Below are 14,397 nucleotides of genomic sequence, written 5' to 3' on the forward strand. Positions count from 1 at the left end.
TAATATCAAGGGGAGTTTTGATGAAAAATGTCCCTCTCTCATTTCATCCCGTATTCCCTGCTGAGTTTGTTATCATAAGGGGCCCGGCGGCCAGGACATTGTTCCCGGGAACACAATCTGCAGTTTTTAAAATCAGTAGTGGACGGGAACACCAGGCCAGATAAGGATTTGGTCGGTACCATTAGATAGCTATCGGTGAGCCTGACCCCTATCCTGTCAGCGTAATTACCCAGTAATTTAAAGAGTTTTTTCTGTTCACTTATGGGCCAGTCCAGCGAGCCCGGATTCATAATAGCTATCGAACCAGGGTTATATATATCCTTCAACCTGGCAAATATATAATTACTGGCCCCTTCGAGTATCTCTTTCTGGATGATATCAGCCCAGTAATTTTCCAGAATATCATTAAAGTTACTGGCCCACGTTTCCAGTTCAGAACCAGCAGTAACTATATAGGGGTAAACTTTATATATATCCTTCAGGTTTATATACATAACATGACTGTTAAATTTAATTCCATTTATTATAACGTAATCCTGGCCCCTTTTCTGTATATGGGACTCCTTAAAAATCCCCCGGGGCCTGGCAACCTCTATAGCTTCATCCACCAGTTCTGTTACCCTTTCAATATCATTTTCATTATTCAAGTGACATTTATTAATAATATCCTTTAAATCTAAGTTAACCGGTATATCCTGAAAAACAACCACATCTTTTATATTATCTGCTATTTTTATATTATCAGCCCTGTCTGTCATGATTTCACCCCTTCAAAAAATCAAAACAATCTGTAAAAGGCCGGACAGTTCCCAGACCAACTTGAAAACCCTTTTTTGTTTAAAAACCCATAGAATTCATAAATTCCTCCTGAAAACCAGAATGACTGGATAGCTCAATATAGGTAGTCTTTTCCTTGAGCCGGGCGGCATATTCAATCAGCTTCTGGTCGAGTAAAACCGCCCTGGCCCCCATGCCGGCCCCATTTCCAATTCTGATTACCTTATCCTCAAGATTCTCCGGAATAAGCCCGATAAGGGAAGCGTTATGAGGGTCAATATAATTTCCAAAACCACCGGCCAGATAAACTTTTTCAATATCACTGTAGTCAACACCGGCTTCCTTTAAGAGGATTTTTATCCCGGCCAGAATAGCACCTTTAGCCAGCTGAAACTCCCTGATATCCTTCTGGGTTAATAATATATCCTTATTATCATGGGTTTCATTCCCGGGAACAACTCTAAATGAAGTTATTCCCTTATAGGTGGTTAAATAATCAGCATAACCGGCCTTCAGTTCAACACCATCCTTGAAAGCCCCTGTCTCCTTTAAAAATCCATATTTTAAAAGTTCGGCTATGATATCAACAAGCCCGGAACCACAGATACCCCTGGCCCTGTTATTATTTATTGTCCGGTAATGGACCTCTCCATTATTAAAACGGTATTTAGATATAGCCCCGGTAATCCCGGCCATACCAAATGTTATCCTGGCCCCTTCAAAGGCAGGACCAGCCGCTGCTGAACAGGCAAAAAGCTTATCCCTGTTCCCCAGGACTATCTCCCCATTGGTTCCAATGTCAATTAATAAATTCCACTCAGGAGATTCAAAGTCAGTTACCAGTAAATCCCCGACAATATCTCCCCCGACATAGCCAGATATAGACGGCAGGAGTTGAACAACCCCGTTTTCATTAATATTAAAACCCAGTTTGCCTGCTCTGAACATAAGGCTGTCAGTAAAGACCGGGATATAGGGGGCCCGGGCGATTGAAGAAGCATCAACCCCCAGTAAACTGTGAAGCATTGTCGTATTACCGGCAATGGTTAAATGATATATTTCGTCCCTTTTGAGGTTAACAGCATCTGTGAGATGCTTTATCCCCCTGTTCAGCCCGTCAACCAACTCCTGTTGCAGGTCTTTGATACCATTATCATTATGTAAAGTATAATTAATACGGGAGATAACATCAGCCCCGAATTTTTTCTGGGGATTGCTAAAGGAATGGACCCCTGACTCTTTTCCGGTAATCAGGTCTATTAGATACATGGCAATGGTGGTGGTTCCGATATCGACCGCTATACCATAAATACCTTTACCATTATCCTGATTTATATCAATAACCCTGTTACCGGCCCTGATAACAGATAATTCACGGTCAATATCTATTGAAGCCAGGTAATCCAGGGCTTTAAGGCTTATCCCATCAGAAGAAATAGCCCCTGAAACCCGGGTCAGTAAATCCCGCTGATCATCAAGAGATGGTCCCTCAAGCCTGACCATATCCTTTTGTATAAAAGGGTCCTGTTCGACAGCAACCCTGATCCCTTCAACCAGACCCTCTATTTCTTCATCTGTATCAAGCTCTACCTCCATATGACCGCTAATCCTTGTCTGACACGCAAGCCTGATACCTGCTTTAATCTCAGATTCATCCAGGAGCTCTCTTTCGCCGGGGGTTGGCTGACTTCCTCCATAATTTACCTTTACTTTACACTTACCACAGGTACCGACTCCGCCACAGGGGGCCTTTGTTTTATAATGATTTTTTTGTAATATTTTTAGTAGATTATCTCCCTGTTTTCCGGTCAATACCCTCTCCTTATTGTTTTGACGGACTATAATTTTATATAACACTTGGCCACTCCCCCTCTAGAACAAATTAACCTTCTGCCGTAATTTAAAGGAATATATTAAAAAAGGAGCCAGACCGATAAGCCCGACTCCTCAAATGCCTTTTAAAAAAGTCTTCATTAAAGGGTATTAAGACAGGAATTTTTTGGCCATTGTAGCCGCGGTAGCCGCATCTTTAGCATAGGCATCAGCCCCGATTTCACTGGCAAACTTATCAGTAACAGGAGCCCCTCCAATCATAACCGCTACATCATCCCGGAGCCCCTCATCTTTGAGGGCTTTAATAGTGTTTTCCATCTCAGGCATTGTTGTTGTTAATAAAGCAGACATACCTACAATATCGGGTTTATGCTCCTTAACAGCTGCCACGAATTGTTCTGGAGCCACATCTGTTCCCAGGTCAATTACCTCAAAACCGTTACCCTCAAACATCATCTTGACCAGGTTTTTACCAATATCATGGAGGTCCCCTTTAACCGTTCCAATAACAAACTTACCGATGTAATCAACCCCGGTTTCAATCAATTTTGGTTTCAAAATATCCATACCGGCATTCATGGCCCGGGCTGCTATCAATACTTCAGGAACAAATACTTCATTGTTTTTGAATTTTTCACCGATAATACTCATTCCGCCAATTAAACCAGTATTCAAGATTTCTTTAGGGGTCACCCCATCATCCAGGGCCTTTTTAATACCATCTGTTACCCCGTTTACATCTCCGGCCTGTAAATGTTCTGATATTTCATTCAATATTCCCATCAGTATATCCTCCTCTATTGTCCCTCATATTTTTATATTATAACTATATATTTTGTTATTATTGTATAATTATATTTATGATTTGTATTGTAAGATTTTTGTGTCTATTTGTATTATTTTATCAGGGAATATTATTAATACACAGGGAATATTATTAATACACGATAAACACTATAAATAATATTATACATAACATACAGGGGATACCTCTTATCCCCTCCATTTTCCCGGTGATAACCCCTCCATTTTTTTAAATACCTTGGAAAAATAACTCTGGTCATTAAAACCAACGGTCTGGGCAATACTGGCCAGGGAACAACCCTGCTTTAATAACTCCTTGCTGGCTTCAATCCGGACTTTATTCAGATACTCAGTATAGGTTAAACCCAGCTCTTCTTTAAATAATTTACTGAAATAGGCCGCACTTAATCCCACTTCATCGGCTACTTCATTCAGGCTTATAGATTTATGGGCATAATTGTCCCTGATATAATTCATTGCCTTATACATCAAATCCTTTTTTCTCACATTTTTGATAGAAAAAATACACTCTATAAACCGGTCCAGAACCCTGACCAGAATTTCTGACAACCGGTTCACATCCTCAATATTATCAATTTTATTAAAATAAGTATTCTCCAGACCGAAAATAACTTCAAGGTCAGCCCCGACTTCTATAGCAGCCCTGGCCAGAACCACCATCAACTCAATCGCCTTGGCCTTGATAATATCTAATTTGTTGCCACTCTGAAAATATACAAATCCAAGGATATCATTCAGTATAGCCCGCGCCCCCTGTTTATCACCCAGTTTTACCTTTTTAATTAACTCCTGCTCCTTTTCAATTGGATACAGAGTACCCTCGTCATCTTTACCCTGCTTCAGTTCGTGAATCTTTTCTGCAATCCGGGCATTTATACTATTATATTCCCGTTTTCTGTTTTGCCGGTAACCCCTCTCCAGCATTACATTTTTTGATAGTTCCATCAAAAGTTCACTCAGATACCGGGCCCTGACCGTATCAACCTGAATTAATTTATTTAAATGCTCCCTTAACTCTCTATAACTGGAACCCAGGAGTGGGTTCTGATTAAGAATATCCTCAATAAGTAAATCATCAACCGGGTGCAGCAAGACCGGCCCCCCGGTAAAGAAATACTCCATCTTCTTTTCACCAAACAGGGGTACCGCCCAGTTAACAAGACCATATGGGCAGAAATAAATATAGGGTTCACCCAGTTTTTCCGCCTGTAACCCTCCATAAATGTAAGACTGTTTACAGTCATCATCACAGCGACTACAACTATGAACCATTTTACAGAAGGAGGGTCTACTCAGGGGAGGCTGAAAGACCTCCTTCATATCTTCGGTAGAGATAATCCGGCAGCCAATTCCTGTTGCGTAAGAATATATATTAATTACCTTTTTTAATTTATCCTTGATTTTTTCATTTATCATTAAAAGCACATCCCGGTAGAAAATAATGGATTTCCCTTTTCAGGGTCATTCAGGGGTTTAGTAATCTGCTTTCCCATTTTGCATAACAGGTATTCCAGGTCATAATAATCTACACAAATATTAGTTGTTTATACTTTTCAAAAATATATTTTTCAAAGATATATATAAAAACAGGGTAATATATAATCTAATTATATGAGTATTTTCCCGCCTTGTCAAAATAGACACCCTGTCAACTTTATATAATATATTCCATTTTCCTGCCAAAAAAAAACAAGACCCACGACCTCCCTCTTAGGAAATCATGAGTCCTGCCTCTTTGTGGCACCCTCAAGGGGATTCGAACCCCTGCCGCCAGGATGAAAACCTGGTGTCCTGGACCACTAGACGATGAGGGCACATAAAAATGGTAGGCCATCAGGGACTCGAACCCTGAACCCCCTGATTAAGAGTCAGGTGCTCTAGCCGATTGAGCTAATGGCCTACATAAAATGGGGTGGGTGATGGGATTTGAACCCACGGCCTCAGGAGCCACAATCCTGCGCTCTAGACCAACTGAGCTACACCCACCATAATATATGGTGCGCCTGAGAGGATTTGAACCTCTGACCTACGGATTAGAAGTCCGTTGCTCTATCCGGACTGAGCTACAGGCGCATCCTGAAAGCCCGTGAAGGGCACTCGCTGAAAGCAATTAATAGTATAACTCATCTAAACCAAATTATCAAAATTAAATATCGGTAATTATAGACCTTTATAATAGATTATAGTCAATATAATCATTCATTCTCTGTATATCTATCTTTTATGACCTTTTTTATCTTGGAGAGGGCCCTGGCCCGGTGGCTGATTTTATTTTTGGTCTCAAGGGTTAATTCAGCCATAGTTTTACCATATTCAGGGACATAAAACAGGGGATCATAACCAAAACCATTATCACCCCGGGGTTTTTCCATAATTATCCCCTCACAGCTTCCAGTAACGGAAATATCTTCGCCTAATTCAGGGTCATATAAAACCATAACACACTTAAACCGGGCCCCTCTCTGGCCAGCCGGGACCCCTTTTAATTCTTCCAGCAGCTTTTTATTATTATCTTCATCACTGGCCCCTGCCCCGGCATAACGGGCTGAATAGACCCCGGGTTTTCCCTGCAAGTAATCTACTTCAAGGCCAGAATCATCGGCCAGAGTCAAAAGACCCGTCTCCCGGGCTCTGGTCCGGGCCTTTTTGAGGGCATTTTCATAAAAGGTTTCCCCATCTTCCTCAACCGGGGGCAGGGAGAAATCGTCAAGGCCAACAATCTCTATATCAAGGTCATTAAGGTATTTTTTTATCTCCCTTATCTTCCCCTGGTTACCACTGGCTACAAGGAGTTTAAGGGGCATTATTCCTCAATCCCCAGGCTCTTTTTCTGGAAGGAAACCAGTTCCCTGATTCCCTTTTCAGCCAGGTCCATCAAAGTATTCATCTGGTCCCGGGAGAAGGGGAATTTCTCGGCAGTACCCTGAATTTCAATAACCCGACCATCTTCGGTCATAACTATATTCATATCGACCTGGGCCTGAAAGTCTTCTTCATAACACAGATCGAGCAACATCTCACCATCGACTACACCAACACTGGTGGCGGCCATAAAACTATTTAACGGTGATTCTTCTAAAACTCCTTCTTCAATCAGATAATTAATGGCGTCAACTAAAGCCACATAGGCCCCGGTAATAGAAGCGGTTCTGGTTCCACCATCGGCCTGGATAACATCACAATCTACCCAGATGGTTCTCTCACCCAGCTTACCAAGGTCAACAACGGCCCTGAGACTCCGGCCTATCAACCGCTGAATCTCCTGGGTCCGCCCGCTCAACCGGCCCCTGGCCACTTCCCTGATGGTTCTGCTATGGGTAGACCGCGGTAACAGGGAATATTCAGCCGTTAGCCAGCCAGTATTCTGTCCCCTTAAAAAGGGAGGAACACTTTCCTCCACTGAGGCTGTGCAGATAACCTTGGTATCACCGGTTTCAATCAATACTGAACCTTCTGCATACTTGGTATATTGCCTGCTTATTTTGACATCACGTAGCTGGTCATTTTTACGACCATCTACCCGGAGATTATTGGTTTCACTCATACAATAAGACACCTTCCCTTTTTTTGTTTTTTCTTATTATTATCCTTATAATATATTTTACAACTATAATTCGGGATATGGTTACAAATTATAGCTTTGTAAGCTGGAACTGACTGTGCTCATCATCCCCCACCAGCCCGGCCATAAGGTAAAAACCGGTGGCAGGGTCATATTTAAAATCCATCAATTTAAAGCCTTCGATTTCCCCTGTCCTCCGGACATGGATCCGGGGACCGGTACATGAATATTCCTTATCTCCTATTTTAATATGATTATCATCCCTGTAACGGACCCTGAGGTCTCTATCAATGTATTCCTTAACCTCATTTTCCACATCTTTAATAGAAAAGTCGGGTTTTTCATCAAACTGAAGAACAAAACCACTTTTAACATCACTGTGATAAGGAGTCCGGGTATAACCCCTTTTCTCAATGGCCATGGCCGTCAGGTCTTCAGCGGTATGGGCCATTCTCCGGTATTTGATTGAATTAAAGACAATTTTAGCGATCTCTTTAGAAAAGGGACCGAAGACCCCGGGTCTTGTAACAATAACTTCTTCACCGATCCCAACCAGCATTTCAGGGTTTATATTGAGATGTGATTCTATCAGATCATAGTGTTCCACCACTACCCGCCGGTCTTTTTCAATGGCCTTCTCTATGGCTTCAGCCAGCTGCCAGGGCTGGGTAAATGCGGTTTCAAACCTGATATCAACATGGTAGGTATGACTGGTAAACTTCCCTTCCTGATAATCATTGTATACCGGTAAGGGACGGATATTTATCCCCTCATCATCATTGGTCAGGGTTAAACCGGGAAACATCCCCTTGATAAGCAGGGATTTCCCGGCCCCGGCATCACCTATCAACCCGATCAATTTATCATTGGGATGCATGTATGACTGGGATATTCTATTTCCTAGCTGTAGGAGCCTCTCCTTACCCCTTGGAGCAAAGAAAACTGAATGGGCAAAACTATCTATCATTAATATGACCCCTTTTCTAAAGAATCACTATATCCTTTTTTAAAGAATCTCTATATCCTTTTTTAAAGAATCACTATATCACAGATTGTTACGATGCTAGAGAGTGTTACAGGATTACGATGCTACAGAATGTTACAGAAATCTCACCCGGTTTTTGTGACCAGTAAAAACAATACTTAAAAACCCTGATTTATATTATTTATAACATAATAATACCTTATATAGTAAACAAAGTCAAAATCCAGGTCAGGCCACCTACCTGTCCCTGGATTTTTCCATAAAAAATTATTCTTCTCAAATCCTGCTTATCTGTTACCTTATCTTAAAACCGCACTCCTATTAAACCATTATGGTTAAAAGGGGAGCATGCTGCTGAGCACCATAAACATCCCTGTCACCGGGCGAGCCAGCCACCACTGGCCTCTTGATAGTAATCTTTATAGCCCGGGCCGGATCAAAGTTTATGATTGAAATAACATCATCTTCAGGAATTTTATAGAGGTTACTGATAAGCCCTTTATTTATAATTTTTTCATTCCTGACCCTGTTATAACTTTCTTCATCTTTGAAAATAAGGTCAAAGGTTAGTTCATAGGGTCCGGCATTCTTACTCCGGATTACGTTAACCAGTTGAGTAATCGGGGTTCCCATTATGTTAACCTCCCGTCTTCTGGAATAGTATCCTCTGTCATAAACCTGACAGGGAAATACTCAAGGGGATCATCGACCTGCACCAGGTGGTGAAGGTTAAATTCATAGACTTCACCAGCCTTAATATCTGAAGGTGAATAAGGGAAAGCCAGGTTACCGGCTGTAGCCACCCGTCCTGGATAACCATAATGGAGCAAGGTCGATCTGGTAAAACTACAGATACTGTTGGCCCGTTTCTGGGTATCGGCAATAACTTCAATAACAATACCGAGTTCATGGGCGGTTATCTCCTGGACCGGTTCCAGTTTCCCCATAACCCCGTTTTTACCATATACCCTGAAATAAATATTATATTTTTCCCGGTCCTCACTGAAACTTTCGTTAACTATCCTTTTTACTTCTTTTAAGATATCATCTATCTGGCGTATCATAATGGGATCCCTGGTTCCAGCAATAGATATAGTCCGGTATCCAACAAGCTTTGCCCCTTCAAGCTTTATAGTATAATCTTCATCAGGGATAAATTTACTACCGGTAACCTTAACCCGCCTCTCATCTATCTGTTCAAATTCAGTCTCTGTCAAATCGATAACCCCACCGGGACCGTAAAGTTTATAGGGGTTGCTCTTTTCATACAGGGTATGAGCTGAAACCGAAGTCACCGTACACCTTCTCTCCGGGTTCAGGGGCTCAAGTATAAAGTGATCCTGCCCCAGTATCCCCAGCATACAATCACTCCCACTTCCCGGGTCAGCAGCAATACTGGCACATTCCAGGATTTTACCCATATGTAGAGCCAGACCTCGTTCAAAACCCTTCAGGATAGGGTAGGCGGCAAAGACAGTGGGGTCATAGGCCCGCCCGGCCAATATCAGGTCAGCTCCACCCTTGAGAGCCTCAATAATAGGTTCAATACCCATCTGCCCCACAATTCTCGTGGCCCTGTCAATTTCTTCTTCATTAACCTCTTCAGCGGGATAGAGGGGAGATAGTTTCCCTTCCCTTAACCTGTTTTTAACCTCTTCCCGGTCAATCTCAGCCCCAATGGTGGCTATTTTAAGCTTAAAGCCCTCTTCATTTATTATCTCCTTTACAATATCGAGACACCAGTTCAGATGGGCACTGGCTCCGGAACCCCCGGCCGTACCAACCAGTACGGGTATATTTAGCTTTTGACCGGCCTCTATCATTAAGTGCAAATCCCTCTTTACGGCGTTGCGGTCTGTAAAGGAAAGGCCTGACCCCAGATAATAAGGTCCGGGGTCGGTGGAGCCACCATCGACCGCAATGACATCTGGCTTCCGGTCCAGCCCCCTTTCAAAAGACTCTACTGGAAAACCATACCCCAGTATAGCAGTTGGAGAAAGCACCTTGATTTTATCCATTCTAACGTCCCCCTCATAGCTAATAACAAAAAGTTTCTACCGTTTCCTTCAATGCTTAAACCATTATTTTTCCCTACCCCACTTACACTATTACATTTCTGTACCCCGGCCTTTTCATTATGCCTCTCTGGCCTTTAAGATTGTCAAAACCCGCTGCATTTCGTTGTAAACGATCATTAAACCTTCGTCAACCCCCATCCCGGGTTTGGCCAGTATCTGATCCGGTCTGGTGGCAAGTGCGATATCTGTGGAGATCTGGGCTGAACGATCAGTCTCATTACAGGTTCCACCCTGATAAGCGCCAATCCCCTTCTCTTTACAGTACAGGACCGCCTCAATGGTATTATTTATCCCCCCGAGGTCAGGGGTTTTAATCTGGACCATATCGGCCGCCCTGGCATCAACAAACTCCTTGATATCCTCCAGGGTATTACACCATTCGTCGGCAACAAGGTCGACCCCGATACCTGAAGCCTGAAGGCGTTCTTTTAACATTACCAGCTGCTCTATCTGGCCCTCTTTACTCCCGGCATCCATCGGCCCCTCAATCCTTATTTTAAAGGGGTGGGCTGCTTCTTCAAGTCTCCCCAGGTATTCAGCCATAAGGTCAGGGTCATCATTGAATGCCAGACCAATGGTACCATAAACATCAAGGTGAAGGGATGGCTTATAGTCCTCACCACCGATTTCGAGAACCCTCTTTTTAAGCCACCGGACGTAATCCAGTAATTTTTCACCCTTTTCCCCCAGTTTTGTCCTGACATTATTTATTAGCCCATGGGGGAGAACATCAACATGTTTTATAATAATCTTATCGGCATTGGCGTAACGCTCATCACCTGTCTGGGCAAAAATGGGAACAGGTTCCGGTATTATATCAAGGCCGTATTCGTTGGCCACCACCTCAGTCCGTGTCAATTTTTCCGCTTTAGCCACAGCATCCAGGAGGGCCTGGGTTATACCATATCTAAGAGCGGTATGAAGCCTCTTACCATTGAGGGTCAGCATATCTACCTTTTCCGCCAGTCTCTTAAAGCTATCGAGGTCTTCCCCCTCCAGCCGGGGGGCAATTTCCCTGTTAATAACAGGAATAAAGTCCCTGGCCAGAAAGAGAGGATCCCGCCCCCCGGCCCCCGAATACTGGACTGCAGCACAGTCTCCATAGGCCATCTGACCATCATCGAGTATAAGAATTACCGATATCGATTCACCGGCCTGCCTGATAGATGTAAAACCCGGGGTCTCCACCTCTCCTTTATAAGTGAAGCCATCCTCCCTGGCATTATGTTTAATCGCAGCCTGATCATCGAAATAAAAGCCGGTAAGGCCCGGTGAAGCCAGAACTTTTTTTATTGTTGCCAACAGGATCACTCCTTTATCTTTTTGTTATACCCGTTAACCAGATACCATATGTGTTCCCCGTGTTTTTTCATCCTTCTGCTCCTTTTCAAATAGTTCTATGTTAATCACGTTCCATATATATCCATTAACCAGGAGAGAGCCTTTTATTCTAAACCACCTCAGCTCCTACTCTCTTCTAACGGGGTCGGCCGACTAGCATTCCCTTACCGATGGCATAAATATCATCGATAACCATCTGAAAATCAACCTCTCTATCCTCAACCTGACCCCGTTCTGAAAGTTTTTCCCGGTGGTATTCTTTAACATCGTGACTAAAGGGGAGGTTACCAAAATTAAGGTACCTTACTGCTCCCTGGTTATCCCGGGCCGGTAATACCTGACCGGCATTGTGTTTACTCGGGGCAAAGGGGATATCCATAACCCCGGCACTGAAAGCCCTGACAGTTCCCTGGACCAGGTCACCGTCACCGAGTTCTAAGACCCGGTTGAGGATCTGTTCAGTCTCCCTGATTATCATTTCCTTTTCCTCATCCATATTGTGGGTCTGCTCCAGACCCTGATCCTGTAGCATATTTACAATCTGTTTAGTAGTTTTAAGTCCAGCTGCATTGGCCTCTTTGGTAGGAATCCCCATAGCCTCATGGGGGGTTTTGACAATAACTTTAGTAGCCCGGCTTAAGGAAGCAGCCGCCGCTCCCCAGGAAATTACAGCATAGGCCTTTGATTCATCCTGGGGAAAGCCACCCATCCACTGGTGAAAGACAGTAGTAACCATAACATCATCATACCCAAATTTATCTAGATAATCCCGGGCCAGTTCCCTCAAGCTCTGAATGGCAGCAACATCCTGTATTAAGTTTCCATTCTGACCATAACCGAGACTTAAGTATTTAACCCCCTGTCTGGCTGCCAGTAAAGCCTCTATGATGGCCACACTATGAGAGATAGATGGGGGAACCAGGGTTCCGGTCAGGGGACCAAAGGGCTCCCTGTTAATATTAACACCGTGTTCCTGATAATATCCAACCAGACGGTCCACATATTGCCAGTACCTGATAGTATCTTCAATGGCGACACTCTTGGCATAGGGGATATTATAGGAAATGCCACCCCCTTCAAAATCAGTAAAACCACCGGCCAGGGTAATCTCGGCCAACAGCCGGGCATCAGGGGTACCGTGCCTGACCTGAACCGGAACATTGACAGCCTCATTAACCTGCCGGCAGACCTTGACTCCATGGTTTACAGCTGGAAAACCATTGAGCATGGAGCGCCCCATTTCCCGGCTTTCCTTTATGCCATTTTCCGCCTCCCGGTACTGATTTTGACGGGTGTAACTGTCTATGGTAGTCGGTAAAAGGTCAGCCTCACCTTCTTCCCTTAAATACTGAAGCAAGCCAATATGTTCCTCAGGTAGAGCCACTCCGGCCCGGGGCTGGATTAAAGTCTTACCCACCTGATCTGCTTTCATTAAGGTATTAACCATAATCCGTTCCTCAGGAATACTCTTATGGTAAGCAACAGCTTCATCAAAGTCAACTTCTTTCCCTGTTGGCCAGGCCTTTAAAACCTCTTCCCTCTCCTTTAAAAACAACTCTTCATCAAGGCGTTTGTCTTTAATAGTCATATTAACCTCCCCGCTAAATTTCTTTGATATATTTTTTCATCAGTTTGAGGCTTTCCTCCGGCCTTACTTCACCCAGTAATCCGGCAGCAGCCATAATATATTTACTATCGATCATAATATCAGGACTTACCGGAGCCAGTAATTCAGGATCATCATGGTTATCGTACAGGGTTCCCGAAAGGATATAACCGGGGTCAGGATTATTTACAATTATCCCCCCGGTTCCGATTAAATATTCAATCCGGGACAGGTCTTTCCCCTCCTGAATCAGGCTAGCCCCCATCGGGGTATAAACTGTCTTCAACCTGCCTACATGGCGGGATACCCCCATTCTGGCAGCATGCCTTCCCATCAGGTTATCAACCACCTGTTCCCCCTCATTCTGTGGTATATAGTCAGGCTCATCATGCAGGGTGGATATATATTTAACAATACTATCACAGTCGAAACTTTTTACTCCCATTTCCTTCAATTCATCAACAAATTTATTAATACCAACGGCCTCTATAAGAGTCGGGGCATTATACCTCATACCGAGATCCCCTTCAACAGTTCTTTTAACATACGGCTCCTCAAGGCCCCGCAGATTAACATTACTCCGGGTTGGCTTCCCACTGGCAATAGAATGGACATCAGTCGTGGCCCCACCAATATCAACCACCATAAGTTCCCCCAGTCCTTCCTCATCACCGGTTCCGTCAGCTAAAAGGGATGCTGCGTTAAGAACCGCAGCCGGAGTAGGCATAATGACACCATCGATAAAATTATTGACCCGGTCAAGCCCCTTGGCCTGAATTATTTTATTGAGGAAGATTTCCCTAATTGTCTCCCGGGCTGGCTGTATATTCAACTCCTCAAGGCGGGGCATAACATTTTCGGTTACATGAACCTCTTTCCCGGCTACAGAAAGTATTTTTTCAACTTCATCGGCCACAACCCGGTTTCCGGCTACAATAATGGGCTGTTCCAGATTACATTTAGCCAGTTTTTTAGCATTATGGATAATTACATCCTTATTACCACCATCGGTACCCCCCGCCAGGAGAATAATATCTGGTTTTATCCCCTCAATCTCCCTGACCTCAGAATCGGTCAATTCAAAACTGTAGGTTTTTAAAACCTTACTCCCGGCCCCCAGGGCCGCCCTCCGGGCGGCTTCAGCGGTAAGATCGGGCACGAGCCCGATGGCCACAATTTTCAAACCACCGGCAGCACTACTGCAGGCCAGTTTGTAACGGGCTTTCTCCCAGTCTTTAATACCGGCTAAAGCCTCCTTAAGGCCGATAGTTACATCCTCAAAGACAGTGGTATGGGCCTGGCTTTGACCCCTGATTTCAATTTTTTCTAAATCTATTAAGGTAACTTTAGTATAAGTGCTCCCGATATCAATTAATAAGGCTGTTTCCAT

12 protein-coding genes and 4 tRNA genes are annotated in these 14,397 nt (G+C 43.7%); all 16 read right to left on the bottom strand.

Features of this window, described 5'->3' with window-relative positions:
• Positions 1–38: 38 nt before the first annotated feature.
• The 16 genes from HORE_RS07990 to glmL all read right to left on the bottom strand — a co-directional run bounded on the left by HORE_RS07990 (position 39) and on the right by glmL (position 14,397).
• Positions 39–758, bottom strand: coding sequence for a vitamin B12 dependent-methionine synthase activation domain-containing protein (locus tag HORE_RS07990; protein ID WP_012636466.1), 720 nt, complete (start codon positions 756–758; stop codon positions 39–41).
• Between the two features lie 79 nt (positions 759–837).
• Complete coding sequence (locus tag HORE_RS07995) at positions 838–2,634, bottom strand: ASKHA domain-containing protein (RefSeq protein ID WP_012636467.1); 1,797 nt, start codon at positions 2,632–2,634, stop codon at positions 838–840.
• Positions 2,635–2,760: 126 nt separating this feature from the next.
• Entirely contained in the window at positions 2,761–3,393 is a 633-nt protein-coding gene (locus HORE_RS08000; protein WP_012636468.1) for a corrinoid protein, read from the bottom strand.
• A gap of 210 nt (positions 3,394–3,603) precedes the next feature.
• Positions 3,604–4,851 carry a PocR ligand-binding domain-containing protein gene (locus HORE_RS08005; RefSeq protein WP_012636469.1) on the bottom strand — a complete coding sequence of 416 codons (1,248 nt, stop codon included), beginning with the start codon at positions 4,849–4,851 and terminating at the stop codon, positions 3,604–3,606.
• 322 nt (positions 4,852–5,173) lie between these two features.
• A tRNA-Glu gene (locus tag HORE_RS08010) sits at positions 5,174–5,249 on the bottom strand.
• Between the two features lie 9 nt (positions 5,250–5,258).
• Positions 5,259–5,335, bottom strand: a tRNA-Lys gene (locus HORE_RS08015).
• Positions 5,336–5,343: 8 nt separating this feature from the next.
• A tRNA-His gene (locus tag HORE_RS08020) sits at positions 5,344–5,421 on the bottom strand.
• A gap of 9 nt (positions 5,422–5,430) precedes the next feature.
• Positions 5,431–5,508 (bottom strand) — tRNA-Arg (locus HORE_RS08025).
• A 122-nt stretch (positions 5,509–5,630) separates the two neighbouring features.
• A complete protein-coding gene (locus tag HORE_RS08030; protein ID WP_012636470.1) occupies positions 5,631–6,239 on the bottom strand; it encodes an XTP/dITP diphosphatase in 609 nt (202 codons plus the stop codon).
• On the bottom strand, positions 6,239–6,979 hold the full coding sequence (rph, locus tag HORE_RS08035; protein ID WP_012636471.1) for a ribonuclease PH: 741 nt from the start codon (positions 6,977–6,979) through the stop codon (positions 6,239–6,241). Before rph ends, HORE_RS08030 begins: the two co-directional genes overlap by 1 nt.
• An 88-nt stretch (positions 6,980–7,067) precedes the next feature.
• The gene (locus HORE_RS08040) at positions 7,068–7,964 is read right to left on the bottom strand and encodes a hypothetical protein (protein WP_012636472.1); all 897 of its coding nucleotides are present in this window, start codon (positions 7,962–7,964) and stop codon (positions 7,068–7,070) included.
• 339 nt (positions 7,965–8,303) lie between these two features.
• Positions 8,304–8,615 carry a DUF4387 domain-containing protein gene (locus tag HORE_RS08045; protein WP_012636473.1) on the bottom strand — a complete coding sequence of 104 codons (312 nt, stop codon included), beginning with the start codon at positions 8,613–8,615 and terminating at the stop codon, positions 8,304–8,306.
• Positions 8,615–10,000 (bottom strand): acyclic terpene utilization AtuA family protein, encoded by a 1,386-nt coding sequence (locus HORE_RS08050; protein ID WP_012636474.1) that lies wholly within the window; start codon positions 9,998–10,000, stop codon positions 8,615–8,617. Before HORE_RS08050 ends, HORE_RS08045 begins: the two co-directional genes overlap by 1 nt.
• A 117-nt stretch (positions 10,001–10,117) precedes the next feature.
• Positions 10,118–11,362 (bottom strand): methylaspartate ammonia-lyase, encoded by a 1,245-nt coding sequence (locus HORE_RS08055; RefSeq protein WP_012636475.1) that lies wholly within the window; start codon positions 11,360–11,362, stop codon positions 10,118–10,120.
• 175 nt (positions 11,363–11,537) lie between these two features.
• A complete protein-coding gene (locus tag HORE_RS08060) occupies positions 11,538–12,989 on the bottom strand; it encodes a methylaspartate mutase subunit E (protein ID WP_012636476.1) in 1,452 nt (483 codons plus the stop codon).
• Positions 12,990–13,002: 13 nt separating this feature from the next.
• Positions 13,003–14,397 (bottom strand): methylaspartate mutase accessory protein GlmL, encoded by a 1,395-nt coding sequence (gene glmL / locus HORE_RS08065; RefSeq protein WP_012636477.1) that lies wholly within the window; start codon positions 14,395–14,397, stop codon positions 13,003–13,005.

Source organism: Halothermothrix orenii H 168 (assembly GCF_000020485.1).
Lineage (GTDB): Bacteria > Bacillota > Halanaerobiia > Halanaerobiales > Halothermotrichaceae > Halothermothrix > Halothermothrix orenii.

Bases quoted from the DNA above. Each gene is read 5' to 3' on its own strand.
- HORE_RS07990 (WP_012636466.1), bottom strand. From the start codon at position 758: ATGACAGACAGGGCTGATAATATAAAAATAGCAGATAATATAAAAGAT.
- HORE_RS08000 (WP_012636468.1), bottom strand. From the start codon at position 3,393: ATGGGAATATTGAATGAAATATCAGAACATTTACAGGCCGGAGATGTA.
- HORE_RS08005 (WP_012636469.1), bottom strand. From the start codon at position 4,851: ATGATAAATGAAAAAATCAAGGATAAATTAAAAAAGGTAATTAATATA.
- HORE_RS08030 (WP_012636470.1), bottom strand. From the start codon at position 6,239: ATGCCCCTTAAACTCCTTGTAGCCAGTGGTAACCAGGGGAAGATAAGG.
- rph (WP_012636471.1), bottom strand. From the start codon at position 6,979: ATGAGTGAAACCAATAATCTCCGGGTAGATGGTCGTAAAAATGACCAG.
- HORE_RS08040 (WP_012636472.1), bottom strand. From the start codon at position 7,964: ATGATAGATAGTTTTGCCCATTCAGTTTTCTTTGCTCCAAGGGGTAAG.
- HORE_RS08045 (WP_012636473.1), bottom strand. From the start codon at position 8,615: ATGGGAACCCCGATTACTCAACTGGTTAACGTAATCCGGAGTAAGAAT.
- HORE_RS08050 (WP_012636474.1), bottom strand. From the start codon at position 10,000: ATGGATAAAATCAAGGTGCTTTCTCCAACTGCTATACTGGGGTATGGT.
- HORE_RS08060 (WP_012636476.1), bottom strand. From the start codon at position 12,989: ATGACTATTAAAGACAAACGCCTTGATGAAGAGTTGTTTTTAAAGGAG.
- glmL (WP_012636477.1), bottom strand. From the start codon at position 14,397: ATGGAAACAGCCTTATTAATTGATATCGGGAGCACTTATACTAAAGTT.